Source organism: Oerskovia sp. NPDC057915 (genome assembly GCF_042887685.1).
Taxonomy (GTDB): Bacteria; Actinomycetota; Actinomycetes; order Actinomycetales; family Cellulomonadaceae; genus Oerskovia.
Map to the genome: position 1 here is coordinate 43726 of NZ_JBHVOS010000007.1, position 26343 is coordinate 70068.

At 73.3% G+C, this 26343-nt stretch carries 19 protein-coding genes; 13 read left to right on the plus strand and 6 right to left on the minus strand.

The window, feature by feature from the left end; translation table 11 throughout:
- Positions 1 to 7: 7 nt before the first annotated feature.
- From ACFVQ3_RS06515 to ACFVQ3_RS06545, 7 genes are all read left to right on the plus strand, one after another.
- Complete coding sequence (locus ACFVQ3_RS06515) at positions 8 to 1033, plus strand: hydroxyacid dehydrogenase (RefSeq protein WP_387636554.1); 1026 nt, start codon at positions 8 to 10, stop codon at positions 1031 to 1033.
- A 162-nt stretch (positions 1034 to 1195) separates the two neighbouring features.
- Positions 1196 to 1660 carry a tRNA (cytidine(34)-2'-O)-methyltransferase gene (locus tag ACFVQ3_RS06520; RefSeq protein ID WP_387636801.1) on the plus strand — a complete coding sequence of 155 codons (465 nt, stop codon included), beginning with the start codon at positions 1196 to 1198 and terminating at the stop codon, positions 1658 to 1660.
- A gap of 127 nt (positions 1661 to 1787) precedes the next feature.
- The gene (locus ACFVQ3_RS06525) at positions 1788 to 2120 is read left to right on the plus strand and encodes a hypothetical protein (RefSeq protein WP_387636557.1); all 333 of its coding nucleotides are present in this window, start codon (positions 1788 to 1790) and stop codon (positions 2118 to 2120) included.
- A 173-nt stretch (positions 2121 to 2293) separates the two neighbouring features.
- Entirely contained in the window at positions 2294 to 2848 is a 555-nt protein-coding gene (locus tag ACFVQ3_RS06530; protein ID WP_387636559.1) for a hypothetical protein, read from the plus strand.
- A gap of 154 nt (positions 2849 to 3002) precedes the next feature.
- Positions 3003 to 3743: a YcnI family protein gene (locus ACFVQ3_RS06535; protein WP_387636561.1), complete on the plus strand. Its 741-nt coding sequence runs from the start codon at positions 3003 to 3005 to the stop codon at positions 3741 to 3743.
- A gap of 8 nt (positions 3744 to 3751) precedes the next feature.
- Positions 3752 to 5437 carry a copper resistance protein CopC gene (locus tag ACFVQ3_RS06540; protein ID WP_387636564.1) on the plus strand — a complete coding sequence of 562 codons (1686 nt, stop codon included), beginning with the start codon at positions 3752 to 3754 and terminating at the stop codon, positions 5435 to 5437.
- Positions 5434 to 6039, plus strand: coding sequence for a DUF1775 domain-containing protein (locus tag ACFVQ3_RS06545; RefSeq protein ID WP_387636566.1), 606 nt, complete (start codon positions 5434 to 5436; stop codon positions 6037 to 6039). Before ACFVQ3_RS06540 ends, ACFVQ3_RS06545 begins: the two co-directional genes overlap by 4 nt.
- A gap of 85 nt (positions 6040 to 6124) precedes the next feature.
- On the opposite strand, the gene xylB is transcribed toward ACFVQ3_RS06545, so the two are convergent.
- Complete coding sequence (xylB, locus tag ACFVQ3_RS06550) at positions 6125 to 7621, minus strand: xylulokinase (protein WP_387636569.1); 1497 nt, start codon at positions 7619 to 7621, stop codon at positions 6125 to 6127.
- A complete protein-coding gene (gene xylA, locus ACFVQ3_RS06555; protein ID WP_387636571.1) occupies positions 7621 to 8802 on the minus strand; it encodes a xylose isomerase in 1182 nt (393 codons plus the stop codon). Before xylA ends, xylB begins: the two co-directional genes overlap by 1 nt.
- Before the next feature lie 97 nt (positions 8803 to 8899).
- Between xylA and ACFVQ3_RS06560 the strand changes: the two genes are divergently transcribed.
- Together ACFVQ3_RS06560 and ACFVQ3_RS06565 are read left to right on the plus strand one after the other, a co-directional pair.
- Positions 8900 to 10159, plus strand: a complete 1260-nt coding sequence (locus ACFVQ3_RS06560) for an ROK family protein (RefSeq protein ID WP_387636573.1) — start codon at positions 8900 to 8902, stop codon at positions 10157 to 10159.
- Positions 10160 to 10324: 165 nt separating this feature from the next.
- On the plus strand, positions 10325 to 11098 hold the full coding sequence (locus tag ACFVQ3_RS06565) for an ABC transporter ATP-binding protein (RefSeq protein ID WP_387636576.1): 774 nt from the start codon (positions 10325 to 10327) through the stop codon (positions 11096 to 11098).
- An 82-nt stretch (positions 11099 to 11180) separates the two neighbouring features.
- Here ACFVQ3_RS06565 and mgrA read toward each other — a convergent pair whose 3' ends face one another.
- Complete coding sequence (gene mgrA, locus ACFVQ3_RS06570) at positions 11181 to 12224, minus strand: L-glyceraldehyde 3-phosphate reductase (protein WP_387636578.1); 1044 nt, start codon at positions 12222 to 12224, stop codon at positions 11181 to 11183.
- A gap of 79 nt (positions 12225 to 12303) precedes the next feature.
- The gene (locus ACFVQ3_RS06575; RefSeq protein WP_387636580.1) at positions 12304 to 13350 is read right to left on the minus strand and encodes a LacI family DNA-binding transcriptional regulator; all 1047 of its coding nucleotides are present in this window, start codon (positions 13348 to 13350) and stop codon (positions 12304 to 12306) included.
- Between the two features lie 278 nt (positions 13351 to 13628).
- Here ACFVQ3_RS06575 and ACFVQ3_RS06580 point away from each other — a divergent pair, with 278 nt between their 5' ends.
- Together ACFVQ3_RS06580 and ACFVQ3_RS06585 are read left to right on the plus strand one after the other, a co-directional pair.
- Complete coding sequence (locus ACFVQ3_RS06580) at positions 13629 to 16613, plus strand: discoidin domain-containing protein (protein WP_387636583.1); 2985 nt, start codon at positions 13629 to 13631, stop codon at positions 16611 to 16613.
- A 258-nt stretch (positions 16614 to 16871) separates the two neighbouring features.
- Positions 16872 to 18671 (plus strand): hypothetical protein, encoded by a 1800-nt coding sequence (locus ACFVQ3_RS06585; RefSeq protein ID WP_387636585.1) that lies wholly within the window; start codon positions 16872 to 16874, stop codon positions 18669 to 18671.
- A 107-nt stretch (positions 18672 to 18778) separates the two neighbouring features.
- On the opposite strand, the gene ACFVQ3_RS06590 is transcribed toward ACFVQ3_RS06585, so the two are convergent.
- Positions 18779 to 19849 carry a LacI family DNA-binding transcriptional regulator gene (locus tag ACFVQ3_RS06590; RefSeq protein WP_387636588.1) on the minus strand — a complete coding sequence of 357 codons (1071 nt, stop codon included), beginning with the start codon at positions 19847 to 19849 and terminating at the stop codon, positions 18779 to 18781.
- Between the two features lie 295 nt (positions 19850 to 20144).
- On the opposite strand from ACFVQ3_RS06590, the gene ACFVQ3_RS06595 reads away from it, so the two are divergent.
- On the plus strand, positions 20145 to 22382 hold the full coding sequence (locus ACFVQ3_RS06595; protein ID WP_387636590.1) for a discoidin domain-containing protein: 2238 nt from the start codon (positions 20145 to 20147) through the stop codon (positions 22380 to 22382).
- A gap of 123 nt (positions 22383 to 22505) precedes the next feature.
- On the plus strand, positions 22506 to 23930 hold the full coding sequence (locus ACFVQ3_RS06600; RefSeq protein WP_387636593.1) for a DUF1996 domain-containing protein: 1425 nt from the start codon (positions 22506 to 22508) through the stop codon (positions 23928 to 23930).
- 65 nt (positions 23931 to 23995) lie between these two features.
- Here the strand turns inward: ACFVQ3_RS06600 and ACFVQ3_RS06605 are convergent, their stop codons facing one another.
- Positions 23996 to 26272, minus strand: coding sequence for an LLM class flavin-dependent oxidoreductase (locus ACFVQ3_RS06605; protein WP_387636596.1), 2277 nt, complete (start codon positions 26270 to 26272; stop codon positions 23996 to 23998).
- Positions 26273 to 26343: the final 71 nt, after the last annotated feature.

The window sequence follows — 26343 nt, forward strand, 5'->3', positions numbered from 1 at the left end:
TCCTGCGATGAGCCGCACCACGAGCGTCGTCAGCGTCTCCCCCGCGCTGCGGGCCGAGTTCTTCACGCCCGCCGCGTGGGAGACGCTCACGGCGCTGACCGACGTCGTGCTCGTCGACGACCCGACCACGCTGGGCGCGACGCTCGACGCCCGGACGGGCGCTGCGCCGTCGGGCCTTCCGCGGGCCGAGGTGCTCGTCATCTCGTGGGGCACGCCGCGCCTCGACGCCGCGCTGCTCGACCGCCTCCCCGACCTGCGCCTGGTCGCGCACACGGGAGCGAGCGTCAAGCCGTTCGTCACGCCCGAGCTGTTCGCGCGCGGCGTGCGCGTCACGCAGGCCGGGCAGGGCATGGCGCAGTCGGTCGGCGAGGTGTCGGTCGTGTTCGCCATGGCCCTGCTGCACCAGCTCCCGCGCTTCCACCACGGGCTCGCGTCGGGCGCCTCGTGGGAGGACGCCGAGGCCGCGCCGCCGCGGTACGAGATCGCGGGCACGCGCGTCGGCGTCGTCGGTGCGTCCCGGACCGGGCGCGCGGCGATCACGATGCTGCGTGCGCTCGGGGCCGAGGTCGTGGTCGCGGACCCGACGCTGTCGGCTGCCGATGCGTCGGCGCTCGGTGTCGCGCTCGTGAGCCTCGACGACCTGCTCGCGACGAGCCGCATCACCATGCTCCACGCCCCCACCCTGCCCGAGACGCACCACCTCGTCGGTGCGCGCGAGCTCGCGCTCATGCCCGACGGTGCCGGGCTCGTCAACACCGCCCGGTCGTGGCTGACCGACGAGGCCGCGCTGCTCCACGAGGTCGCGAGCGGGCGGATCGACGCCGCACTCGACGTGTTCGACGCCGAGCCGCTGCCCGTCGACCACCCCTTCCGGAGCCTGCCGAACGTTCTCCTCACGCCGCACCATGCGGCCGCGACGGTCCAGGGCCGGCTGCGGCAGGGGTCGATCGTCGTCGAGGAGATCGACCGCTTCCTCGCGGGCGAGCCGCTGCTCCACGAGGTCGACGAGGCCGCGCTCACGCAGATGGGCTGACCTCGCTCGCCCTGACACGTGAGAGGCAGGTGCGGTGGGAGAATCGGGACCATGCCCGACGACGTCCCCTCCTCCCCCGTGCCCGCACCCTCGCCCGGGGTCACCGGCGCAGAAGACTGGCGCCCGCACCTCGGCACCGGCGCCGAGCGGCCCGCCCCGACGCTGCCCCACCTCGTGTTCTTCGAGCCGCGCATCCCCGGCAACACGGGCAACGCGATCCGCCTCGCGGCCGTGACCGGCGCGCGCCTGCACCTCGTCGAACCCCTGGGCTTCGACCTCGACGAGCCCAAGCTCCGCCGCGCGGGCCTCGACTACCACGACCTCGCCGCGATGGAGGTCCACGCCGACCTCGACGCCGTGCTGACCTCCATGCCCGAGGCGCGCGTCTTCGCGTTCACGACGCGCGCGACCACGTCCTACACCGACGTCGAGTACCGCCCGGGCGACGTGCTGCTCTTCGGCCCCGAACCCACGGGCCTGCCCGACGACGTCCTCGCCCACCCCCGGATCACCGACCACGTCAAGATCCCCATGCTGCCGGGGCGCCGGTCGCTCAACCTGACCAACAGCGCGTCGATCGCGATCTACGAGGCGTGGCGGCAGACGGGGTTCGCGGGCGGCGTGTGAGGGATTCCCCGTACAGGGTGAAACCTCCGTGGAAGGGTTTTCACGGATGCCTGCGGGGGTCCGGGCGGGGTGGACTGGACAGGTCCGGGGGACGACGACGTCCCCTCACCTGAAGCGAAGGAGCTCCATGCGAACCACCAGAATGCGCGCCCTGGCCGTCTCGGCCCTCGTCGCCGCCACCGTCGCCCTGGCCCCGTCCGCGAGCGCGGCACCCGTCGACGCCGGGCCGTGCACGTTCGACCTCACCCGCACCGGCAACACCTTCCGGCTCGACGCCGGCACGTGCGACTGGGTGCACCTCGAGATCACCGCGAGCGCCTGGGGCGTCAACCTCTCCCGGTCCGCCTCGACGACCGACGTCACGACGTTCACGATCGAGGGGCCGGCCTGGTCGGTCACCAAGGGGCTCGCTGTCGGGCGCCTCGGCGGGGTGACCGGGCCCGTGATCCGCGTGCTCTGACGGGTACTTCTCCACACCCCCTCGTCATCGACGGGGAAGGGGCCGCCGTTCCTCCGGGACGGCGGCCCTTCGTCGTCCACGCGGGCGTCGCCCGAGGTCGGCCCACCGCCGTCACCGGACGTATTCCTGGACAAGGGGTCCTTTTCTGACGCTCTGCCCGCTACAGTCGTCGCGTGCTGTCGCCGGCGGTCGGTCTGCTGCGCGGGGTTCGAGCAGGGTTGCTCGCCACCGCGGTCGTCGGGCTGTCCCTGGTCTCGCACCGCCTCGCCGGGGGTGCGGCGCCGGGGGCCGTGCCGGTCGTGGTCCTCGTGCTGCTGACGGCCGTGCTGCTGCGCGGCGTCCTGGGTCGCCGCCTGGCCCTGCCGCTCCTGCTGGGAGTCCTCGGCCTGGGCCAGGTCGTCCTGCACTACACGTTCGAGCAGTGCGCGCTCCTCGCGGCGTCCCCGGCGCCCGCGCACGCGCACGCCACCGAGAACCCCGTGCCCATGCTGGCCGCGCACGTGCTCGCGACGCTCGTCGTCTCGGTGCTCCTGACCCACGCCGACCGGGCGCTGTGGGCCCTGTGGTCGTGGCTGACCATGCGCTCGGTCCCGCGCCTCCTGCGTCCTCCTGCCTCCCGGGGGCGTGGAGTCCTCGTCCTCGCCTCGACACCCCTCGCCCCCGCCGCCCCTGGCCGCGGTGCGGTCATGGGGCGTGCCCCTCCCGTCCTGGTCCACGCAGCACCTTGACCTCGGTCGCGGCCCTCCGCCGCGACCCGCTCCCTGCCGCCTCGACGGCGCACCCGTCGTCGTGCCGCACCCTCGCGCGTCCATGACCGCGAGTCCACCTTGTTCGCGGCGGGAGCGACCCTGCGTTCGACCACGGAAGGCCTGTGCCCCGATCATGAAGCGTTCTCCGAAGCTCCTCACCGTCGCTGCGGCGACGACCCTGCTCCTCGCGCTCGGCGCGAGCGGCGCGTCCGCCCACGTGTCGGTCAACCCCGACACGACCACCGCGGGCTCCTACGCCCTGCTGACGTTCGGCGTCCCGCACGGCTGCGGCGAGTCCGCGACCACGAAGGTCTCGATCCAGATCCCCGAGCCCATCACGAGCGTGACCCCCACGGTCAACCCCGGCTGGGACGTCGAGAAGGTCATGGTGACCCTCGCGACCCCGATCGACGACGGGCACGGCGGCCAGCTCACCGAGCGTGTCGGCGAGATCGTCTACACCGCGAAGACGCCGCTGCCCGACGGCTACCGGGACGCCCTCGTCCTGTCGACCAAGCTCCCCGACGCGGTCGGCGAGACCCTCGTCTTCCCGACGGTCCAGACCTGCCAGGAGGGCGAGTCCGCCTGGGTCCAGGTCGCGGTCGAGGGCGAGGACCCGCACGACCTCGAGCTCCCCGCCCCGACCCTGACGATCACCGAGGCGGAAGAGGCGCACGGGGCCGTCGAGACGGTCTCCGACGACGCAGCCGCGGAGTCGGCGGAGTCAGCGGGCGCCGACGGCACCACCGACGCGGCGGGTCCCTCGGACGAGACGTCGTCGCTGCCCCTCGTCCTGTCCGGGGTCGCGCTCGTGCTCGGTGCGGCGGGGCTCGTCCTGGGCGGCGCGGCGTTCGCCCGTCGTCCGAAGGCCTGACGCGGCCCATGAACGTCGCCCGCGTCCTGCGCGGGGTGACGGCGGTCGTGGTGTCGGCCGTGGCCGGGGTGGTGCTGATGCTCGCGTCAGCCTCCCCGGCCGCGGCCCACGCCGTGATCGTCGACAGCGATCCTCGGGACGGCTCCGTCGTCGAGGACTCCCCCGCCCTGCTGACCCTCACGTTCAACGAACCCGTCCAGGTGCCGCCCGGCGGCGTCGCGCTGCTCGACGCCGCCGGGACGGCGGTCGCCGTCACGCCCACGGCGGTCGACTCCCGCGTGGAGATCGCGGTGCCCGCGGTGCTCGACGACGGCACGTACGTCGTGAGCTGGCGCGTCACGTCCGGGGACACGCACCCGGTCGCGGGCGCGTTCACGTTCTCGGTCGGAGCGCCGAGCGAGACCGTCGCCACGGCCCCCGAGCCGTCGACGTCGGTGGTGGTCTCGACGCTGCGCCGGGCGTCCCAGGCGCTCGTCTACGCCGGGACTCTCGGGGTGGCCGGCCTCGTGGTCTTCGAGCTCCTCCTGCTCGACGCGACCCCGGGGGCCATGCCCGTGCTCCGGCGTCGGCTCGACCGCACGCGCCGGGGGCTCGCGGTCCTCGCGGGCGCGGGGCTGCTCGTCTCGGTGCCGGTCACGGCGGCGTGGCAGGCGGGCCGCGGGGCCGGAGCCCTCCTGGCGCCCGAGGTCTGGGGAGCGGCCCTGGGGTCCGAGACGGCCCTCGCCGCACTCCTCGGCCTGGTGGGCCTGGGGGTCGCGACCGTCCTCTGCCCCCGAGCCGGTCGGGCGACCCGCCGGCTGTGGCCCGTCCCCCTCACGCTCGGCGCCGCCGCGCTGGCCGCGACCTCGCTGACGGTCGTGGGGCACACCCGGACGTTCGGCCCGGCGTGGCTCGTGCTCGGCGCCGACGTGCTGCACGTGGCCGCGGGGTCCGTCTGGTTCGGCGGCATCGTGGGGCTGTGCCTGCTGCTGACGCGCTCGTCGGGGGCGTCGGCCCAGCGCTCGGCGCGCACGGTCCTGCGTTTCTCGACCGTGGGCGCGTGGCTCGTCCTCGCGCTCGCCCTGAGCGGCGTCCTGCTGGCCTGGCGCATCCTCGGCTCGCTCGACGCGCTCGTGACCACCGGGTACGGCAGGACGCTCCTGGTCAAGGTCGCCCTGGCGCTGAGCCTCGTGGCGATCGCGGCGTGGAACCGGTACGGGCTGGTCCCGCACCTCGCGGAGGGCCCCGAGGGGCGGCTGCGGCTGCGCCGGACGGTCGTCGCCGAGGCGTCGGTCCTCACGGTGCTGCTGGTCGTGACCGGGGTGCTCGTCTCCCAGAGCCCGGTCGAGGCGCAGACCCGGGCCCCCGTCGAGGCGCAGAGCACTGTGCCCGCCCAGGAGCGCGACGAACCCCTCGGGTCCGGGTCGCTCCGCGCCAGGATCACCCCGGGCGCGCTGGGCATCAACTCGCTCGAGCTGACCGTGCTGGACGCGGACGGCGCCCCGTTCGACCCGGTCGCACTCCCCGAGGTCGGGCTCACCCAGCCCGAGCTGGGCATCGGCCCCTTCACGCCCACCGTGACGCGGACGGGCACCGGGACCTACCTGGCCTCGATCGACCTGCCGATGGCCGGGGCGTGGGACGTCACGGTCGGCGTCCGCACGTCCAAGTACGAGAACCCGGTCGTCACGTTCCCCGTGGAGGTCTCCCCATGACGCGTAGTGCGCGCGCAGCCGCAGCCCTCGGCCTCGCCGCGCTGCTGACCGTGGCAGGGGCGCAGGGCGCGGCGGCCCACGTCCTCCTGGAGACCGCGACGCCGAACGGGGACGGCACCACCACGCTCACGTTCTCGTTCGAGCACGGCTGCGACGGCGCCCCGACGACAGGCCTCGACGTCACGCTCCCCGCGGGGGTCGAGGCGGTGTCTACCTCCCAGCCCGAGGGATGGGCCGCGGAGCAGGGGCCGGGCGCGGTGCGCTGGGAGGGGACCCCGGTCGCCGACGGCACACCGGCCCGGTTCGAGCTCGTCGCCAGGGTCACGGGGACGGCCGGTCAGGCCTTCTGGTTCCCCACGACCCAGACGTGCACCACGGACTCGTACGACTGGATCGACACCGACCCCGCGGGCGGGCACCCCGCGCCGAGCTTCGTCGCGACCACCGCGACGCTCGCCCCTCGACCGGTCGCGCTGGGCGGGCCCGGCGCCACCTCCGGGCCTGCGGGCGCGAGCCTCGCGCAGACCCTGGCGGCGGCCGCGGCGGCCTCGCTCGCCGCGGCGGCCGCGGGCACCTGGTACCTCGCCCGGCGTCGAGCCTGAGCGGCACGTCGGGCCGTGCACCGCGAAGGGGCCGCCGTTCCCGCAGGAACGGCGGCCCCTCGTCAGGACACCAGCGACGACGACCTCAGGTCAGGTCGCGCACCGCCGCGTACCGCGTGCGGATCGTCGGCTCGGGGTCCGCGGAGTACCCCGTGCTCGACGACGTCTCCCACCTCGGAGCCTCCGCCTCGCCCGACAGCACCCACGCTGCCTGGCGAGCGGCGCCGTCGGCCACGTACTCGCCCGGCTCGGGGACCGTGACGGGCAGGCCGAAGACCTGCGGTGCGATGCGCCGCACCGCCTCGGACTGCGCGCCGCCGCCGATGAGCTGGAGGCGCTCGACCTGCACGCCCTGCGCGCGCAGGGCGTCGAGCCCGTCGGCCAGGCCGCACAGCATGCCCTCCACGGCGGCCCGCGCGAGGTGCGCGGGCGTCATGGCCGCGAGGCGCATGCCGTGCAGCGTGCCGCTCGCGTCGGGCCGGTTCGGTGTGCGCTCGCCCTCGAGGTACGGGACGAGCACGAGGCCGTCGGCGCCCGCCGGGGCCTGGAGCGCGAGCCGGGACAGGCCCGCGTGGTCCACGCCCAGGACCCGCGCGGTCGCGTCGAGGACACGGCTCGCGTTGAGGGTCACCCCGAGCAGCAGGTAGTTGCCCGTGGCGTCGGCGAAGCCGTTGACGAGCCCGCTCGCGTCGGCCGTGGCGGCCGTCGCGATCGCGGAGACGACGCCCGAGGTCCCGATCGAGACCGCGACGTCGCCCGCGCGCATGCCGAGGCCCAGGGCCGCGGCCGCGTTGTCGCCCGCGCCGGGGCCGATCAGGGCCCCGTCCGGGACGTCCGCCCCGGCCACGCCGCGAGCCGCCGGACCGACGGGCTCCCCCGGGCCGAGGACCCGGGGAAGCGCGACGTCGGAGCGTCCGAGCGCGAGCTCGAGCAGGTCGGTGCGGTAGGCACCGCGCCCGCCGTCGGCCGAGGCGTCGAAGTAGCCCGTCCCGGACGCGTCGGAGCGGTCGGTCACGAGCGCGCCGAGGTCGGGCTCGAGGCCCTCGCTCCGCGGCCCGTAGCCCGCGATGCGCCACGTCAGCCAGTCGTGCGGGAGCGCGACGGCCGCGACCCGTGCCGCGTTCTGCGGCTCGGCGTCGCGCAGCCAGCGCAGCTTGGTCACGGTCAGCGACGCGACGGGCACGGACCCGACGGCCTCGGCCCACGCCTTGGCCCCGGCGTCCGCGTCCCCGGCGCCGAGCTCACGGATCAGGTCCTGCGCGGCACCGGCCGAGCGGGTGTCGTTCCACAGGAGCGCGGGACGGATCACCTCGCCGTCGGCGTCGAGCACGACCATGCCGTGCTGCTGCCCGCCCACGGCCAGGGCCGCGACGTCGTCGAGCCCGCCCGCGACCTCGACCGCGGTGCGGAACGCCGTCCACCAGGCGTCGGGCGAGACCTCGGTGCCGTCGGGGTGCGACGCCGAGCCGGAGCGCACGAGCGCCCCGGTCACGGCGTCACGGACGACGACCTTGCACGACTGCGTCGACGAGTCGACCCCGGCGACGAGGACGTCGCCCGCCGACCCGAGAGCGCCGCCCATCAGCCGATCAGGTGCTTGAGCGCGAGCTGGTTGAGGCGCACGAAGCCGAAGTCGCGCTCGGCGGCGGCCTCGACGTCGAACTCCTCGTAGGCGCCGCGGTCCGCGATCAGGTCGGCGACGGTCTCGCCGGCACCCAGGGTGGTCTCACCGAGCTCGAACACGCCCGCGTGCTTGAACGCGGCCTGGACCTCGGGGTCGGCCCGGTACTCGGCGGACTTGCGCGCGAGCATCGAGTAGGTCTCCATGTTGGCCTTGGCCGAGTCCCAGACGCCGACCTCGTTCTCGGTGCGCGAGGGCTTGTAGTCGAAGTGGCGGGGGCCCTCGTAGCGGGGTCCGCCGTTGGGGAAGCCGCTCTCGATGAGGTCGACCGTGAAGAACGCGGAGAGCAGGTCGCCGTGGCCGAACACGAGGTCCTGGTCGAACTTGATGGACCGCTGGCCGTTGAGGTCGATGTGGAAGAGCTTGCCGGCCCAGAGTGCCTGCGCGAGTCCGTGCGTGTAGTTCAGGCCTGCCATCTGCTCGTGGCCGGTCTCGGGGTTGAGGCCCACGATGTCGCCGTGCTCGAGCTTCGCGATGAGCGCGAGGGCGTGGCCGATGGTCGGGAGGAAGATGTCGCCGCGGGGCTCGTTGGGCTTGGGCTCGAGCGCGATCTTGATGTCGTAGCCCTGGTCCTTGATGTACGCGGCCGTGAGGTCGAGGCCCTCGGCGTAGCGCTCGTGCGCGGAGTGGAGGTCCTTGGCGCCGTCGTACTCGGTGCCCTCGCGGCCACCCCACATGACGAACGTCTTGGCGCCGAGCGAGGCGGTGAGGTCGACGTTGCGCAGGACCTTGCGCAGCGCGTAGCGGCGGACGCCGCGGTCGTTCGAGGTGAGGCCGCCGTCCTTGAAGACGGGGTGGCTGAAGAGGTTGGTCGTGACCATCTCGATGGTCAGGCCGGTCTCGTCGGCGGCCTTCTTGACCTCGCCGAGGAGCTGCTCGCGGGTTGCGTCGTCGGAGCCGAAGGGCACGACGTCGTCGTCGTGGAACGTGAAGCCCCACGCGCCGAGGTCGGCCAGCTTGCGCACGGACTCGGCCGGGTCGAGGTGGGGGCGGCTGGCTCCGCCGAACTGGTCCTGTCCGGTCCAGCCCACGGTCCACAGGCCGAAGGAAAAGTTGATGCTCTGGTCGATCGCGTCAGCCACGACAGTCTCCTCGTCGAGATGGGCCGGCTCCGTCTTCGGGCAGGCCGTCATTTGTTGTATGGATGAACTTATGCGGTCCTGTCGGTAAGGTCAAGACGTGAACCGCGACGAGTCCTCGACCGGCGTCAGGACGCCCACCCGGGCGCGCCCCACGGCCGCCCGCCAGCACACCCTGCGCGAGTACAACCTCGCCCTGGTCTCCCAGGCGCTCTTCGACGCGCCCCGCCCCCGCTCGCGCGCCGACATCGCCGCCACCACCGGGCTCACGCGCGCCACGGTGTCCGTGCTCGTCGACCAGCTCATCGAGGCACGACTCGTGCGCGAGCTCCCACCCGTCACCCCGCTGCGCGCCGGACGCCCCGCCGTCCCCCTCACGCCCGCCGAGCGGACCATCGTCGGACTGGGCCTCGAGGTCAACGTCGACTACCTGGGCGGCACGGTCCTCGACCTCACGGGTCAGGTCGTCGCCCAGGAGGTCGTCCCCGGCGACCTGCACGGCAGCGACCCCGCCGAGGTCCTCGGCCGCCTGGGCGCCCTCGCCCGCCGCCTCGTCGAGGACGTCGAGGCCCAGGACATGCAGGTCGCGGGCGCACGCCTCGCGCTGCCCGGCCTGGTCGACGCCCGCGCTGGCCGCCTCCAGGTCGCCCCCAACCTCGGCTGGTCGTCGTTCCTGCCCCTCCCCCTGCTCGGCCTGCCCGACCGCCTGCCCGTCGAGATCGCCAACGAGGCCAACCTCGCGGGCCTCGCGCAGCTCGTGGCGGGCGCACCGGACCGCAGGCCCGACGACGTCGCTCCCCCCGTGCCGTCGTCGTTCCTCTACGTCTCGGGCGAGGTGGGCATCGGCTCCGCGATCGTGATCGACCGCGAGCTCTTCCTCGGCAACCGGGGCTGGAGCGGCGAGATCGGGCACGTCGTGGTCGACCCGCACGGACCGCGCTGCCTGTGCGGCGCCACGGGATGCCTCGAGCAGTACGCGGGCAAGGACGCGATGCTGCGCGCGGCCGGCATCCCCGTGGACGCGCCGATCGAACGGTTCCTCGACGCGCTCGAGGAGGGTGCGCCGTCGGCCCGGGAGGCCGCGACCTCGGCCGGGACGGCGCTCGGGCGCGCGCTCGCGAACTTCGTCAACCTCGTCGACATCGAGACGGTGCTGCTCGGCGGGATCTACACCGACCTGCTGCCCTACCTGCGCGAGGCCCTGACGACCGAGCTCACGACGCGCGTGCTCGCGTCGCCCTGGACCGAGCTCGACCTGCGGCCCGCGCTCGTCGCGGCCCACGCGGCCATGATCGGCGGGGCGCGCACGGTGCTGCGGGACGTGGTCGCGGCGCCGTCGGCGTGGACGACGAGCGACTGACCGGTCGCCTCGGTGCGTCGCGGGCGCGCACCGGTACCGCCTGCCGGTGGTCGGTGTGACCCGCGACGCACCGACCACCGGGAGAACGCGAGTACCGTCGTTCGTTGGACCACCGGGGACACTCATGCCCCCGTATCGGTTGACCCACCCTCGGAAGGACCGAGCATGACGACCACCCACATCCTGCAGGCGCGCGACCTCTGGGCCGGGCACGGCGGCGCGGACGTCCTGCGCGGCGTCTCGATCGAGCTCGCGGCGGGGCAGGAGCCCGTGGGGATCGTCGGCCCGTCGGGCGTCGGGAAGTCGACGCTCGTGAGCGCGCTGCTGGGCGAGGTCAAGCCGTCGAGCGGGACCGTGACGTGGGGCGGGCGGACCGTGACGCGCCTCGGACGCCGCGACAAGAAGACCTTCAAGGCAGCCGTGCGGCGCGTGTCGCAGGACGGGCTGCCGGGCATCGACCCCGCGAGCAGCGTCACGCACGTGCTCAAGTCCGGGCTGACCGACGCACGCAAGGGCGGGCGCCCCTCGGGGCAGTCGATCGAGGACCTGCTGGACCTCGTCGCCCTGGAGCACCGCTACGCGGACCGCCCGCTGCGCACCCTGTCGGGCGGCGAGCGTCAGCGCGTGGCCCTGGCCCGGGCGCTCGCGACGCGGCCCGACGTGCTGCTCCTCGACGAGCCGCTCACGGCGCTCGACCCGACCATGCGCGGCGAGATCGCCGGTCGGGTCAAGGAGACGGCCACACAGCTCGGCACGGGCGTGCTGCTGGTCTCGCACGACCTCGAGCTCGTGCACCGCATGACCTCGTCCGCGCACCTGCTGGTCGACGGCGAGTTCGTCGAGTCCGGCCCGCTGCAGCAGGTCCTCGCCGAGAGCGAGCACCCCGTGGTCCGCGAGCTCGCGGAGGCCGCACCGCTCGCGGTCCAGCGCTGGCGCTGAGCTACCTCGGCGCCGTGCCCGAGGCCGGTCAGGGACGCGCCTGACCGACCTCGGGCACGACGGCCGGGTCGAGCGGGTGGGCTCAGCGCGTCGTGCCGTCGACCGCGAACGGCTCGATCGCGGCGATCTCCTCGGCCGTGAGCGCGGGCGCGTCGAGCGCCGCGACGTTGTTCTCGAGCTGCGCGACGCTGCTCGCGCCCACCAGTGCCGACGTGATGCGCTCGTCGCGCAGGACCCAGCTCAGCGCGAGCTGCGCGAGCGACTGCCCGCGGCCGGCCGCGACCTCGTTCAGCGCGCGGGCGCGCTCGAGGTAGGTCTCGGAGATGGCGGCGGGCTTGAGGAAGTGCCCGACGGCGGCGCGCGAGTCCGCGGGCACCTCGCCCGAGAGGTAGCGGTCCGTGAGGAGCCCCTGCTGGAGGGGCGAGAAGACGATGGTCCCGACGCCGAGGTCCTCGACGACGTCGAGCAGGTTCTCGCCGTCGTCGTGCCCGGCCTCGGGCAGCTCGACGTGCCGGTTGAACATCGAGTAGCTGGGCTGGTGGATGAGCAGCGGCGTCCCGAGGTCGGCGAGGATCTGCGCGGCCTCACGCGTCTGGGAGGGCGAGTAGTTGGAGACGCCGACGTACAGCGCGCGGCCGCTCACGACGGCCGTGTGCAGCGCACCCATGGTCTCCTCGAGCGGGACCGTGGGGTCGAACCGGTGCGAGTAGAAGATGTCGACGTAGTCGAGGCCCGTGCGCGCGAGCGACTGGTCGAGCGAGGACAGCAGGTACTTGCGCGAGCCGCCGTCGCCGTAGGGGCCGGGCCACATGTCGTAGCCGGCCTTGCTCGAGATCACGAGCTCGTCGCGGTAGGGGCGCAGGTCGCGCGCGAGGTGGCGCCCGAAGTTCTCCTCGGCCGAGCCGTAGGGCGGGCCGTAGTTGTTCGCGAGGTCGAAGTGCGTGATCCCGAGGTCGAACGCGCGGCGCAGGATCGCACGCTGGTTGTCGAACGGGTTCACGTCGCCGAAGTTGTGCCAGAGGCCCAGCGACAGCGCGGGCAGGGCGAGGCCGCTGCGGCCCGAGCGCCGGTAGGTCATCGAGTCGTAGCGGTCGTCGGCAGCGAGGTAGCGGGGTGCGAGAGGCATGCTGCCATTCTGCACCCGGGGTCCGGACGAGGTCGCGGGGATTCTCCGACGAGAGCTGCGCCGCCGCCCGGTGCTCGGGTCAGGCCGAGTCGCGCACCACGAGCGTCGGGTCGAACACGACGGACCGCACCTGCCGCTCGCCGCCGATCTGCCCGACGAGCAGGCGCGCCATCTCGGCCGCCATCTCCTCGACGGGCTGCCGCACGCTCGTGAGGGACGGGCGGCACAGCGGGGCGATCGAGCTGTCGTCGAACCCGACGACGGCGACGTCCTCGGGGACGCGCAGCCCGCGTGCCGTGATCGCGTGCACGGCCCCCTGCGCCATGTAGTCGTTCGCGGCGAACACGCCGTCGAGGCCGGGGACCGTGTCGAGGAGACGTTCCATCGCGGCCTCGCCACCCTCGAGCGTGAACTCCCCGGGCTCCGCGGGGACGTACGCGCGACCGTGCCGGGACACCTCGTCGCGGAAGCCGGCGAGGCGTTCCTCGGCGGCGTGCAGGCCGGCCGGGCCGGAGATCACGGCGAGCTCGTCGCACCCGCGCTCGATGAGGTGCCGGGCGGCCAGTCGCGCGCCGTCACGGTTGGCGACGTCGACGAAGCTGATGGGCAGCGCGGGCTCGGGGCGGGCGAACAGGACCGCGCGCTGACCTGCCTCGACGAGCATGCCGGGCAGGGGGTCGTCGGCCTGCGCGGCGACGAGCAGCGCGCCGTCGGCGTTGCCCTGGCGCAGGTAGGACATGACCTGGTCCCGGGCGTCGTCGGTCTCGGCGAGCATGAGGACGGGGTGCAGGTCGTGGGGGCGCAGGGCACGCACGAACGCGGCGACGATCCGACCGAAGAACGGGTCCGCGAAGACCTGCCCGGTCATCTGGTTGCCCTCGATCTCGGGGTCGACGCCCGAGATCACGACCGCGACCGTCCCCGTGCGTCCCGTGACGAGCGAGCGTGCGGCCCGGTTGGGCACGTACCCGGTCTGGGCGACGGCCTTCTCGACGACGGCCCGCAGGTCCGGGGCGACGCGGCGCTGCTGGTTGATCACCCGGGACACCGTGGCGCGCGAGACTCCCGCCACCCGGGCGACGTCCTCGAGCGTCGGGGGCGTCGAGACTCGGCCGTCCTCACGCATGGGGCGAGGCTAGCAGCGCGGGAGCGGGTCCTGGTGCATCGCGGTGCCCGACGGCGGCGCGCGGCCCGGGGTGGGCGCCTCGCCGTCGGGCGTGGGTCCTGGGGCGAAGGTGCCGGAACACCGCGGACGAGCGCTGCGACATCCGGGAGAGCGCTCTCTTGACGGAGGTCCCGCTCACCTGAATACTGACCGACATCGTGAGAGAGCGCTCTCTCACGACGTGCGTCCCGCTCGACGTAGAGCCAGGACGCGGTCGACGACGACCTAGGAGAGAACCGATGCCCTTCTCGCCCCTTCCCACCGTGCCGCCACCGGCACCCGCCCCGCACCGCGGGAGACCACGCGCCCGCCGCGGCGCCGGAGCCGCCCTGGCCCTGGCCGTCGCAGCCGCAGGCCTCGCCGTCCCGCTCGTGCCCGCCTCCGCGGCCGACGGGCCTGCCCTCCTGTCCGAGGGCAAGCCCGCGACGGCCTCCTCGACGCAGTCGCCCAACGGGTACCAGGCCGCCGAGGCGTTCGACGGCGACGGCGGCAGCCGCTGGTCGAGCCTGGCCGCCGACCCGCAGTGGATCCAGGTGGACCTGGGCCAGCGGTCCTCGATCGACCGCGTCGAGCTCGACTGGGAGGGTGCCTACGGCAAGGGGTACCGCATCCAGACCTCGGACGACGGCTCGACCTGGACCACCGTGCGCACCGTGACCGACGGCGACGGGGGCGCCGACGTGCTCGACCTCGACGGCACCGGGCGCTACGTCCGCCTGCTCGGCGACGTCCGCGGCACGGGCTACGGCTACTCGCTGTGGGAGTTCCGCGTGTTCGGCGAGCCGGCCGGCGGACCTGTCGACCCGGTCGACCCGGTCGAACCCACGGCCTGCCTGACCGACGTGACCGCGGGCGCGACCGCGACCGCCTCGTCCCAGCAGGGCGACTCGACCCCGGCCAAGGCGGTCGACCAGAACACGAGCACCCGCTGGGGCTCCGAGCTGGACACGACCACCTGGACCGGCCAGGACGACGAGTGGCTCCAGGTGGACCTGGGCGAGTCGAACGACGTCTGCGGCGTGAGCATCCTGTGGGAGGGCGCGTACGGCAAGGACTACGACGTCCAGGTCTCGGCCGACGGTGCCACGTGGACGACGGCCGCCCAGGCGCGCGGCCAGGACGGCGGGACCGACGTCGTCACGTTCGACACGACCTCGGCCCGGTACGTGCGCTGGCAGGGCATCGCCCGCGGCACGACGTTCGGCTACTCGATCTACGAGCTCCGCGTGCTCACCCCCGGCGCCTCGATCGACCCGACGACCGACCTGTTCGGCCCGAACGTCCTCGTGTTCGACCCGTCGATGCCGGACTCCGCGATCCAGCACCAGATCGACACCGTCTTCGCCCAGCAGGAGCAGGACCAGTTCGGCCCCGGTCGCTACCAGTTCCTGTTCACGCCCGGTGAGTACGACGTCGACGCCCGCATCGGCTTCTACACCTCGCTCTCCGGCGTGGGCCAGGACCCGACCGACGTGACCCTGCACGGCGGGGACTGGGTCGACGCGCAGTGGTTCGGCGGCAACGCGACCCAGAACTTCTGGCGCTCGGCCGAGAACCTGTCCATCACCCCGGACGACGGCATGGCCCGCTGGGCCACGTCCCAGGCGGCTCCGTTCCGCCGCATCCAGGTCAACGGCGGGCTCCAGCTCGACTCGTCGGCCTACGGCTGGTCGTCGGGCGGCTACATCGCCGACTCCAACGTGACCGGTGTCGTCGAGTCCTGGACCCAGCAGCAGTGGTACGCCCGCGACAGCTCGGTCGGCGAGTGGAAGGGAGGCGTCTGGAACATGGTCTACTCGGGCGTCGAGGGCACGCTGCCCACGGCCGCGACGTGGCCCGCTCCCCCGGTGACGAAGCTCGACACCACGGGCACCGTCCGCGAGAAGCCGTACCTCTACCTCGACGGCGACGAGTGGGCCGTGTTCGTCCCCGAGCTGCGCGAGGGCACGACCGGCACGACGTGGAAGAACGGCCACACGGCCGGCACCTCGATCCCGCTCGACGACTTCTTCGTGGCCAAGGAGGGCGACACGGCCGCCGAGATCAACGCGGCCCTGGCCTCGGGCAAGAACCTGCTCCTGACGCCCGGCGTCTACCGCGTGGACCAGACGATCCAGGTGGACGACCCCGGCACGGTCGTCCTGGGCCTCGGCTACGCGACGATCATCCCCGAGCACGGGGGCGTCGGCATGCACGTGGCCGACGAGGACGGCATCACGGTCGCGGGCATCCTGTTCGACGCCGCGGTCACCGAGTCCCCGGCGCTGTTCGTCGTCGGTGACGAGGGCGTGCACACCGACCACTCGGACGACCCGATCGTCCTGCACGACGTGTTCATGCGCGTGGGCGGCGCCGTCGCGGGCAAGGTCGACGCGGCCATGATCATCCATGCCGACGACACGATCGTCGACCACGTGTGGTCGTGGCGCGGCGACCACGGCGAGGGCATCGGCTGGGACCTCAACACGTCCGACTACGGGTTCGTGGTGAACGGGGACGACGTCTCGGCGTACGGCCTGTTCGTCGAGCACTACCAGAAGTACAACACCCTGTGGAACGGGGAGCGGGGCAGGACCGTGTTCTACCAGAACGAGCTGCCCTACGACGTCCCGGACCAGGCGGCCTGGCAGAACGGTGACACGCGCGGCTGGGCCGCCTACAAGGTCGCCGACGACGTGAAGAACCACGAGGCCTGGGGCCTGGGCTCCTACTCGAACTTCACGTCCGACACCGAGGAGACCGAGATCGTCGTCGACGGCGGCTTCGAGGTCCCCCAGGTCGCCGGGGTCAAGATGCACCACCTGCTCGTCGTCTCGCTCGGCGGCGAGGGCATCTTCGACGCCGTCATCAACGGGGTCGGCCCGCGCGCAGACGGACCGGACACCATCCCGAGCTACGTCGACCACTACGGTGGCGTCGACGTGACACCCGCGGCGGCGCTCGACGTGCGGGCCTCGGCCGTCACCCGCTGCGTGGCCGGCAAGGTCCAGCTCGCGGTCACGGCGACCAACGAGGAGGGGGCGCCCGTCGACGTCGCCCTCGCGACGCCCTACGGCACCAAGTCGTTCTCCCAGGTGGCGGGCGGCCGGCTCGCGGCGCAGTCCTTCAACGCCCGGACGACCTCGGTCGCGGCGGGCAGCACCTCGGTGACCGCGACGGGCACCGTGGCCGGGAAGACGGTCACGACGGTCGTGCCCGCGACGTTCGACGGGAGGACGTGCTGACCGCCTGACCGTTCTGTCGATCGGCCCGGCCGTCCCGCGATCCTCGTCGTCGGGGCGGCCGGGCCTCGGCGCGTCCGGGTGCCTGCGCGCACGCCCCTCCGACTCCCGCTCGGCGCGTGAGGCAGATCACACCCACATCTCGCGTCAAGATGCCGATGAGGCAGGGGTCTTTCCTGGTGCATCCACACACCCTTCGGATGCACCGGTGTCCTGCTCGCTCCACCGAGCGCCGGGACGGACTCTGCCAAAGGAGCTCAGATGTTCTCCCTGATTCACACGACGCGATGGGTCGCGGGGGTGAGCGCGGCCGCCCTGACAGTCATGTCCGGGATGGTGCTCGCGTCGCCCGCTCAGGCGGACCCGGACACGGCCACGTTGGAGATCGGCACGATCTACCGTCTCGACAGCGGCGCGACCGAGAACGCCGGCGAGGCCCAGCCCCAACCCGCGGGGTACGACTCCTACGTGACCTTCGCCTCGGGCCGACTCCCTGACGGCACGCCCGTCGACGCGTCCCAGGTCTACACGATCTCCGGGGGCGACTACACCACGGTCACGGTCCCCTCGGACTCCACCATGCCGACCCAGGTCTACCCCACCGCGTTCGCCGCGAACGGCGCACCGACCGCGTTCACCACCTCGTACGGGCTCAACGAAGGCATCTGGCACGGCGGCGGGTTCCCGTCGGGCTCGTCGTGGAACGCGGCCGGCCGGTGGGTCGGCCCCGGCGGCCAGCCGACCGCCTTCGTCGGCGGGACCGGGGGCTACACGGGCTCGACGCCCTGGGTCGCCCCGGTCGACGGTGAGCGAGTCACCCTGATCGACAAGTACTACGCGGTCGACATCGCCAAGACGTTCGACGACGGCAGCGACCCCTCCGGCCGGATCTTCTACTCGGCCAACGGCACCGACCCGGTCGGCTCCTCGCGCCACTTCGCCTGGGAGACCGGCGCCGACGGGACCGTCCGCGGCTGGTGGATGACGGGCTGGTTCTCCCAGGTCTGGGAGTACCTGTCCCCCGCCGAGGTGGCTGCCGGGATGACCGGCGTCTCGCTGACGTCCGAGTACGGGTGGGGTCGCGGTTCCTTGACCGCGCCGCTGCCCTCGCGGACGCTCACGGCGGCCGACATCGCAGCCATCTCCGCCAACCCCTACGCCCCGCAGGCCACGCGCGACCTCGTCGGACAGTTCGAGGTGGGCGGCGTGCTCATCGGCCCCGTGGCGGTCCACTCCACGCACCCGTCGACGTTCGTCACCGTGACGGCCGTCAACCACCGCCCCCCGCCCGAGCCGCGCGCACGGCCCACCGTCGCGCTCGAGGTCCCCGGCTGCGTGGCCGACGACGGCAGCACCCCTGTGACGGGGTCGACGACCAACGCCCCGGACGGCAGCACGGTCAGCTTCACCGACCCCTCGGGGACGTCGTCCACGACCGTGACCGACGACGCGTTCACCACGACCGGGGTCCGCCCCGGGATCGAGTACACGTTCACCCTCACGACGCCCGACGACGAAGCCACCGTCGTCCAGACGTTCACCGCGTGCACGCCGCCTCCTCCCGAGCCCCCCGCTCCCACCATCGCCCTCGACGTCCAGCAGTGCGTCGCCGCCGACGGGAGCTCGACCGTCCCGGGCACCACGACGGACGCCGCAGACGGTGCCACCGTCACCATGAGCGACGGCACCACCACCACGAGCTCGCTCGTCGCGCACGACGCGTTCTCCGCGGAGCACGTCCGCCCGGCGGTCGACTACGCCTTCACGGTCACCGACGGCGACCGGACCGCGAGCGTCCAGGCGCAGTTCCCGGAGTGTCCGCCACCACCCACCGACGAGCCGACCACGCCCCCGAGCAGCGAGAAGCCCTCGCAGCCCTCTGCGCCCACGGCGTCCCACGTCTCCGGGCAGCACAAGAAGGCCGGTCCGACCCACACCGCCAAGCCTGGTGCGCTGGCCACCACGGGCGCGAGCCTGGGCGTCGCGCTCGCGATCGCGGCCGGGGCGGTGACGCTCGGGGTCGCACTGACCACGACCCGTCGCCGGCACGGCGGCCGCTGACCGGTCCACCGCACGACCAGCGCCGCACCTCGAACCGTCCGGGTTCGGGGTGCGGCCTGCATTCCGGACGAGTGCGTCCGTGCCGAGGGCCTGCGGTGCGGCGGCGGTCAGGCCGAGTCGCGCACCACGAGCGCAGGCTCGAACAGCACCGAACGGACCGCGAGCGACGGGTCCTCGATGCGTTCGAGCAGGAGCCGGACCATCTCCCCCGCCATCTCCTCGACCGGCTGGCGCACGGTGGTCAGGGCGGGGCGGGCGCGCTGCGCGAGCGCGGTGTCGTCGAAGCCGATGACCGCGACGTCCTCGGGGACCCGTCGCCCGCTCTCCCGGAGCACGTCGATCGCGCCCTGGGCCATGAGGTCGTTCCCGGCGAAGACCGCGTCGACGTGCGGAGCCCTCTCGAGCAGCGCCCGCATCGCGGCGTCGCCGCTCTCTATCGTGAAGTTCCCCTCGACCGAGGGCACGTAGGCGTGCCCGTGCCGTGCGAGCGCGTCGCGGAACCCGGCGAGCCGGTCGCTCGCCGCGGGCACCCCCAGCGGCCCCGAGACCGCCGCCGGCGCGGTCCTGCCGTCGGCCAGGAAGTGCTCGGCGGCCAGCGCTCCCCCGTCGCGGTTGGCCAGGTCGACGAAGCTGAGCGGGAGCGACGTCGCGGGACGTGCGAACAGCACTGCGGGCCGTCCGGCCTCGACCAGGAGCGCGGGCAGCGGGTCGTCGGCACGGGTCGAGACGTGCAGGACGCCGTCGGCGTTCCCCTGCCGCACGTACGAGACCACCTGGGCCCGCGCGGCGTCGTCCTCGGCCAGCATGAGGACCGGGTGGACGTCGTGCGGTCGCAGGGCCCGGACGATGCCCGCGACGATGCGCCCGAAGAACGGGTCGTCGAACACGTGCCCCGCGTAACGGCTCCCGCCCGACCCGGGGTCGGTCGCGGGATCGGTCTCGGGGTCCGTCCCGGAGATCACGAGCGCGACGCTCCCGGTCCGGCGCGTGACGAGCGTGCGGGCCGCGCGGTGCGGGGCGTACCCCGTCGCGGCGACCGCGCTCAGCACGAGCTCCTGGAGGTCGGGCGCGACCTTGCGCTTGCCGTTGATGACGCGCGACGCGGTCGCGCGCGAGACGCCTGCGACGCGCGCGACGTCGTCGAGCGTCGGACCGGCGGCGGGACGGGGAGAAGTCACGGTGCGACGCTAGCACCTGTGGGATAGCGCTTTCCCACCCGGCGCTCCAACATCGGGGTTCAGGATGCCCGGATTTTCAACGATTACGGTCAGGATACCTTGCTGCCACACCCGACCGGGATTCACCCGATCACCGCGGATCTGGGAACCGTTCCCTTGACAGGCTCACGGAACGCCGGAATACTCCGAAATCGGGTAAGAGCGCTCTCCCAGATGGATCCAGCTCGACGAAGAACTGACTCCCGGAGCCTGACCGACGACGGCCAGGACTCCCGTCTCCCCCGAGAGGTAGAACATGAGACCCCCGCACACCCCTGCCCGCCCGCAGCACAGGAGACGTCGCAGCCTCACCGCGATCGCGCTGTCGCTGCTCGTCGCCTCGGCAACCCTCGTTCCCGTCGGAGCGGCCGAGGCGGCCCCGACCCTCCTGTCCCAGGGCAGGCCCGCCACGGCGTCGTCGGTCGAGAACGCGGACTACACGCCCGCCTCGGCAGCCGTCGACGGGGACGCCGGAACCCGTTGGGCCAGCGCCTGGTCCGACCCCCAGTGGATCCAGGTCGACCTCCAGCAGCGCGCGACGATCGAGCGCGTGGAGCTCCGGTGGGAGTCGGCGCACGCCAAGGCGTACACGATCCAGGTCTCGGACGACGCCACGACCTGGACCGACGTCTACTCGACGCAGTCCTCCCCGGGAGGCGCCGAGACCCTCGCCGTCTCCGGCGCAGGTCGCTACGTCCGGCTCCTCGCGACGCAGCGCGCCACGGGCTACGGGACCTCCCTGTGGGAGCTCAAGGTCTTCGGCACGCCGGGGACCGGCCCGGTCGACCCCGTCGACCCGACCGACCCCGACCACGTGAACCCGGGTCACCCGAACGTGCCCGTGCCCGACTCCGGCCCGAGCACCGTCAAGGTCGTGGGCGGCTCCGGCGACTGGGACCTGCAGGTCGACGGCAAGCCGTACACGGTCAAGGGGTTCACCTGGGGCCCGGCGTTCGCCTCGGCGGACCACTACATGGGTCCGCTCGTCGCCACGGGCGCCAACACGGTCCGCACGTGGGGCACGGGGGCCGACACCCGGCAGCTCCTCGACTCCGCGGCTGCGCACGACGTCCGCGTGGTCATGGGCTTCTGGCTGCTGCCGGGCGGCGGTCCGGGCTCGGGCGGGTGCATCAGCTACACCACCGACACGAGCTACAAGGCCACGACCAAGGCCGACATCCTCCACTGGGTCGAGACGTACAAGAACCACCCGGGCGTCCTGATGTGGAACATCGGCAACGAGGCGATCCTGGGCCTGCAGAACTGCTTCTCGGGCACGGTCCTCGAGGCCGAGCGCAACGCGTACGCCGCGTTCGTCAACGAGGTCAGCGTCGCGATCCACCAGGTCGACCCGAACCACCCCACGACCAACACCGACGCCTGGGCGGGTGCCTGGCCGTACCTCAAGGCCAACGCCCCGGACCTCGACCTGCTCTCGATCAACGCCTACGGCGACGTGTGCAACATCCGTGAGAGCTGGGAGGCCGGCGGCTACGACAAGCCCTACCTGCTGACCGAGGGCGGCGCGGCCGGGGAGTGGGAGGTGCCGGACGACGTCAACGGCGTCCCCGACGAGCCGACCGACATCGAGAAGGGCGCGGCGTACGTCTCGTCCTGGAAGTGCCTCATGGAGCACGAGGGCAAGGCGCTCGGCGCGACGTTCTTCCACTACGGCACCGAGGGCGACTTCGGCGGCGTCTGGTTCAACGTGATCCCGGGTGACAACAAGCGCCTCGGCTACTACGCGATCGCCAAGGCGTGGGGCGTCGACACGTCCGCGATGAACACCCCGCCCCGCATCCGGAGCATGGACGTGCCCGGCTCGACGAGCGTCGTGGCCGGGTCGACGGTGAACCTGAACCTGACCGCGACCGACCCCGACGGCGACCCGATCAACTACGTCGCCTTCTTCAACAGCAAGTACATCGACGGGGCCGGCGGGCTCGCCTGGACCGCGCTCACGCAGACCGCCCCCGGGAGGTTCACCGTCACCGCACCCGAGCGCCTGGGCGTGTGGAAGGTCTACGTGTTCGCCGAGGACGGTCGGGGCAACGTGGGCGTCGAGACGCGCTCGCTGCGCGTCGTGCCGCCCGCGGTCCAGGGCACGAACATCGCGCTGGGCAAGGCCGCCACCGCGTCGAGCTTCGACCCGTGGAACGGCGACTTCTCGGCAGCCCGCGCGGTCGACGGACACCTGGGCACGCGCTGGGCGAGCCAGTGGGGCCCGTCGGCCTGGTTCCAGGTCGACCTGGGCTCGGTCCGGTCCTTCGACCACCTCCAGCTCGTGTGGGAGGCGGCCTACGGGACGTCGTACGAGGTCCAGACCTCGAACGACGGCTCGACGTGGTCGACCGTCAAGACCGTCACGGGCGGCAACGGCGGCGTCGACGACCTCGACGTCGCGGGGTCCGGACGCTACGTGCGCCTGAACCTCACGGAGCGCGGCACCGAGTGGGGCTACTCGCTCTTCGAGCTCGGCATCTACCAGCGCTGACGAGACCCCGGGTGGGAGCAGCGCCCCTGCTCCCACCCGGACCCGCGCCCGGGGGCCACCGCACGGTGGTGGGCGCGTCGCGCTCCGGCGCGACCTCCCGACGACGACGTCACAGGAGGAAGCATGCACCGCACCGTTCCCACGTCCCGCCTCGCGCGCGGGCACACGTCCCGCCCGGCTCCCCGTGCCCGACGGCGCACGCGCGCCCTGGTCGGGTCGCTCGCCGTGGCCGCTCTGGTCACCTCGTCCGCGGTCGCGCTCGGCGTGGCCGGTCCGGCGACCGCCGCACCCGGGACCCTGCTCTCGCAGGGCGCCGCGACGGAGGCGTCGAGCTCCGAGTCCGGCGGGCTCGGTCCGCGGTTCGCGGTCGACGGCGACCGGTCGACCCGGTGGGCCAGCTCGCCGGGCGACGACCAGTGGTTCCGCGTGGACCTGGGCGGCTCGTACGCGCTCGACCGCGTGGTCCTCGACTGGGAGGCCGCGTACGGCAGGGCGTTCACGATCCAGGTGTCCGACGACGCCACGACCTGGTCGACGGCGGCGACCGTGACGGCCGGCACGGGCGGGCTCCAGTCCCTCGACGTCGAGGCGACGGGCCGGTACGTCCAGCTCGTCGGGACCCAGCGCGCCACGGGCTACGGCTACTCGCTGTTCGAGCTCCAGGTCTTCGGCGACGGCACGCCCGTCGAGGTCCCCGAGACCCCGGTGTTCGACGACGAGGTCACGCACCACGAGTTCCAGGCGAACTGCTCGTTCTCGCACTTCGCGAACGACGACCCCATCGTCTTCCCGGGGCAGCCCGGCGCATCGCACCTGCACACGTTCGTCGGCAACCGGTCGACGAACGCCTTCACGACCCCGGAGTCGCTCTTCGCGAGCACCGACTCGACGTGCACGGTCCCCCAGGACCACTCGTCGTACTGGTTCCCCGCGCTGTACCGCGGGGACACCCCGGTCGCACCGGACATCCCCATGACGATCTACTACAAGTCGGGGATCGACGACTACACCCAGGTCGTCCCGTTCCCCGCGGGCCTGGAGTTCGTCGCGGGCGACATGATGGCCACGGTCGACTCGTTCCGCACGGCCCCGGGCGCGGTCGAGGGCTGGGAGTGCGGCGAGATCTCCAAGAGCTGGTCGATCCCGGACCACTGCGCCCCGGGAAGCCAGCTCAACCTGCGCTACCAGTCGCCGAGCTGCTGGGACGGCATTCACCTGACTCCCGGTGCGGCCTCGCACATGGGGCACGGTACGCACATGGCCTACCCGGTCGCGGGCCAGTGCCCCCTGACCCACCCGGTCGCGGTGCCCATGCTCGAGTTCAAGATCGCCTGGCCCGTGAGCGGCGACATGTCGGACGTGCGGCTGGCCAGCGGCTCTGACCAGTCGTGGCACTACGACTTCGTCAACGCCTGGGAGCCGGACGTGCTCGCCGCGCTCGTGAAGCAGTGCATCAACGGCGGTCTCCAGTGCAACCCGCGCGGGTACGACCTCTACAAGCCGCACCGCGGGACGGTCCTCGACGAGGACTTCGTCCTGGTCGGCTGACCTGCCCACGCAGGGCGCTCCCGCCGAGGGTCGCGGTCCGTCGGGGCGACGTCCCGTCGGAGGGGTCAGGCGTCGGCCGGCGGGATCGGGAAGTTCGCCGAGAACAGGTTCGTCGGGTCGACCTGACGCTTGACCTGGCGCAGGCGCGAGAGCGTCGGCTCGGGGAACGCCTCGCGCAGGCGCTCGGGACGGGTGTCGGTCTCGAACGAGAGGTAGAGCCCGTCGGTGTGCGGGTGCACGAGCTCGTCCCACGCGCCGTCGATCCCCCCGGGCCCGCGGCGCGACCCGAAGGCCGCGACGGAGAAGTTCTGCGTGCGGTGCGCGTACGCCGTCGCGTCGGGCGCGACGTCGTTGACCGCCCCGCCGACCGCGCGGAGCTGGAGGAGCTGCGCGCCGCCGCCGTCCAGGAAGCGGGCGAGGTCGCGGGCCGTGGCCCGGTCGACGTGCTCGATCAGACCCGAGCGAGAGGCGGGCTCGCCTCCGCCCGAGTGCTGGGCGTCGGCGCGGCGCACGATGCCCGAGTACGGCGTCAGCACGGCCTGGTGGTCGAGCAGCGGGGCCGAGTCGGCAAGGGCCTCGAGCGCACGGATCGCGGCCCCCGTGTCGTCGTCGGCCCACACGGTCATGAGCTGGGCCATGGGGCCGCGACCACCACGAGCCCCGCTCATGTGCAGGAAGCTCGTGAGCTCGCGGGGCGCCGACTCGACGGTCGCGGCCCAGCGTTCGAGCAGACCTGCGGTGTCCGACGCGTCGAGCACCATGGTCGAGTAGACGAGGTCGGTCACGGGTGTCGCCTCGACGTCGACCCAGGTCACGACGCCCATGTTGCCGCCCGCCCCGCGCAGGGCCCAGAAGAGCGCGGGGTCGTTCTCGGCGTCGACGACACGCACCCGACCATCCGCGGTCACGACCTGCGCCGCGACCACGTGGTCGATCGTCAGGCCGTGCTTGCGGCCCATCAGGCCGATGCCTCCGGTCGTGGCGATGCCGCCGACGCCCACGCCGCCCGAGTCGCCCGAGCTGATCGCGAGCCCGTGCGGGGAGAGCACCTCGGCGACCTGGCCCCACGTCCCGCCCGCGCCCAGGCGCACGCGGTGCGAGCCGCCGTCGGGCACGGTGACCTGGTCCAGGGCCCCGACGTCGAGGAGCACGCCACCGTCGTTGGTCGACCGGCCGCTGATGCCGTGGCCCGCCGAGCGGACCGCGAGCGGCACACCCTGCTCGCCGGCCCAGACGACGGCCTCGGCGACCTCGTCCGCGGTGCGCGGGCGGAGCACGACGCCCGGGGCGCCCGAGCGCATGTAGGTGTGGCGGACCGAGTCGTAGGCGCGGTCGCCGGGCTCGACGGCGCGCTCGGCCAGCGACGCGGGCAGGCCGTCGTAGTCGATCCCGTCGCGACGGGCCGCCAGCGCCAGGGTGCCGCGACGGCGACCGGCCGGAGCCGTGCCCGCCGACCGGCGCTCGGTCGCGACGAGCTCGCGCAGCGCCGGGGCGACCTCCTCGCCGAAGACCTGGATCTCGCGCGGGTCGTCGGTCGCGAGGACGAACCCCGAGACGCCGTCCTCGAGCGCGAGGTTGCCGAGCTCCTCGACCCACTGCTCGGCCGGGCCCTGGAGGTAGCCGAGGCGGTTCGGCGTGAACCTGCCGTTGATGTTGACCATGCGGCGCACCGCGCTGGGGTCGCGACCGGCCGCGAGGGCGGCCTCGTCGATCACGGTGTTGCCCTTGGCGAGGTCGCCGGGCTGGAGGTAGGACATCGAGGGCAGCCAGCCGTCGCCCTTGCGGCCGATGAGCCGCTGCATGCGCGGCTTGACGGCGCCGATCCAGATCGGGATGTCGTGCGCGGGGGCCGGGCCCCGCTTGGCGCCATCGACCTGGTGGTGCGTGCCGTGCACGCGCAGCGGGGTGCGGTCGCTCGTGTCCCAGATGCCGCGGATGATGTCGACGGCCTCGTCGAGGGCCGTGACGGCCTCGCCCGGTGTCAGGCGCTGGGCTCCCATGGCCTCGATCGCGTCCCAGAACGCGCCCGCACCCAGCCCCATGGCGAAGCGTCCGCCCGAGAGCAGGTCGAGGCTCGCGGCCGCGCGGGCCAGGACGGCCGGCGGGCGCAGCGGCAGGTTGTGGACGTTGGCCGCGACGTGCACACGCTCGGTCGCGGCGGCGACCCAGGTCATGAGCGTCCAGGCGTCGAGGAAGGAGGGCTGGTAGGGGTGGTCCTGGAAGGTCACGAGGTCGAGCCCGGAGTTCTCGGTGATCTGCGCGAGGCGCACGGGCGCCTGCGGGTCGCTGTTCTGCGGGGTCAGGAAGGTCCCGAGGATGAGGTCGTGGCCGTAGTCCGTCATGCGTGCGCGCTCCGTGTGCCGCGGGGGCGGCGGTCGTCTCCAAAGATCGTCTGAGTTACAGACGATATCAC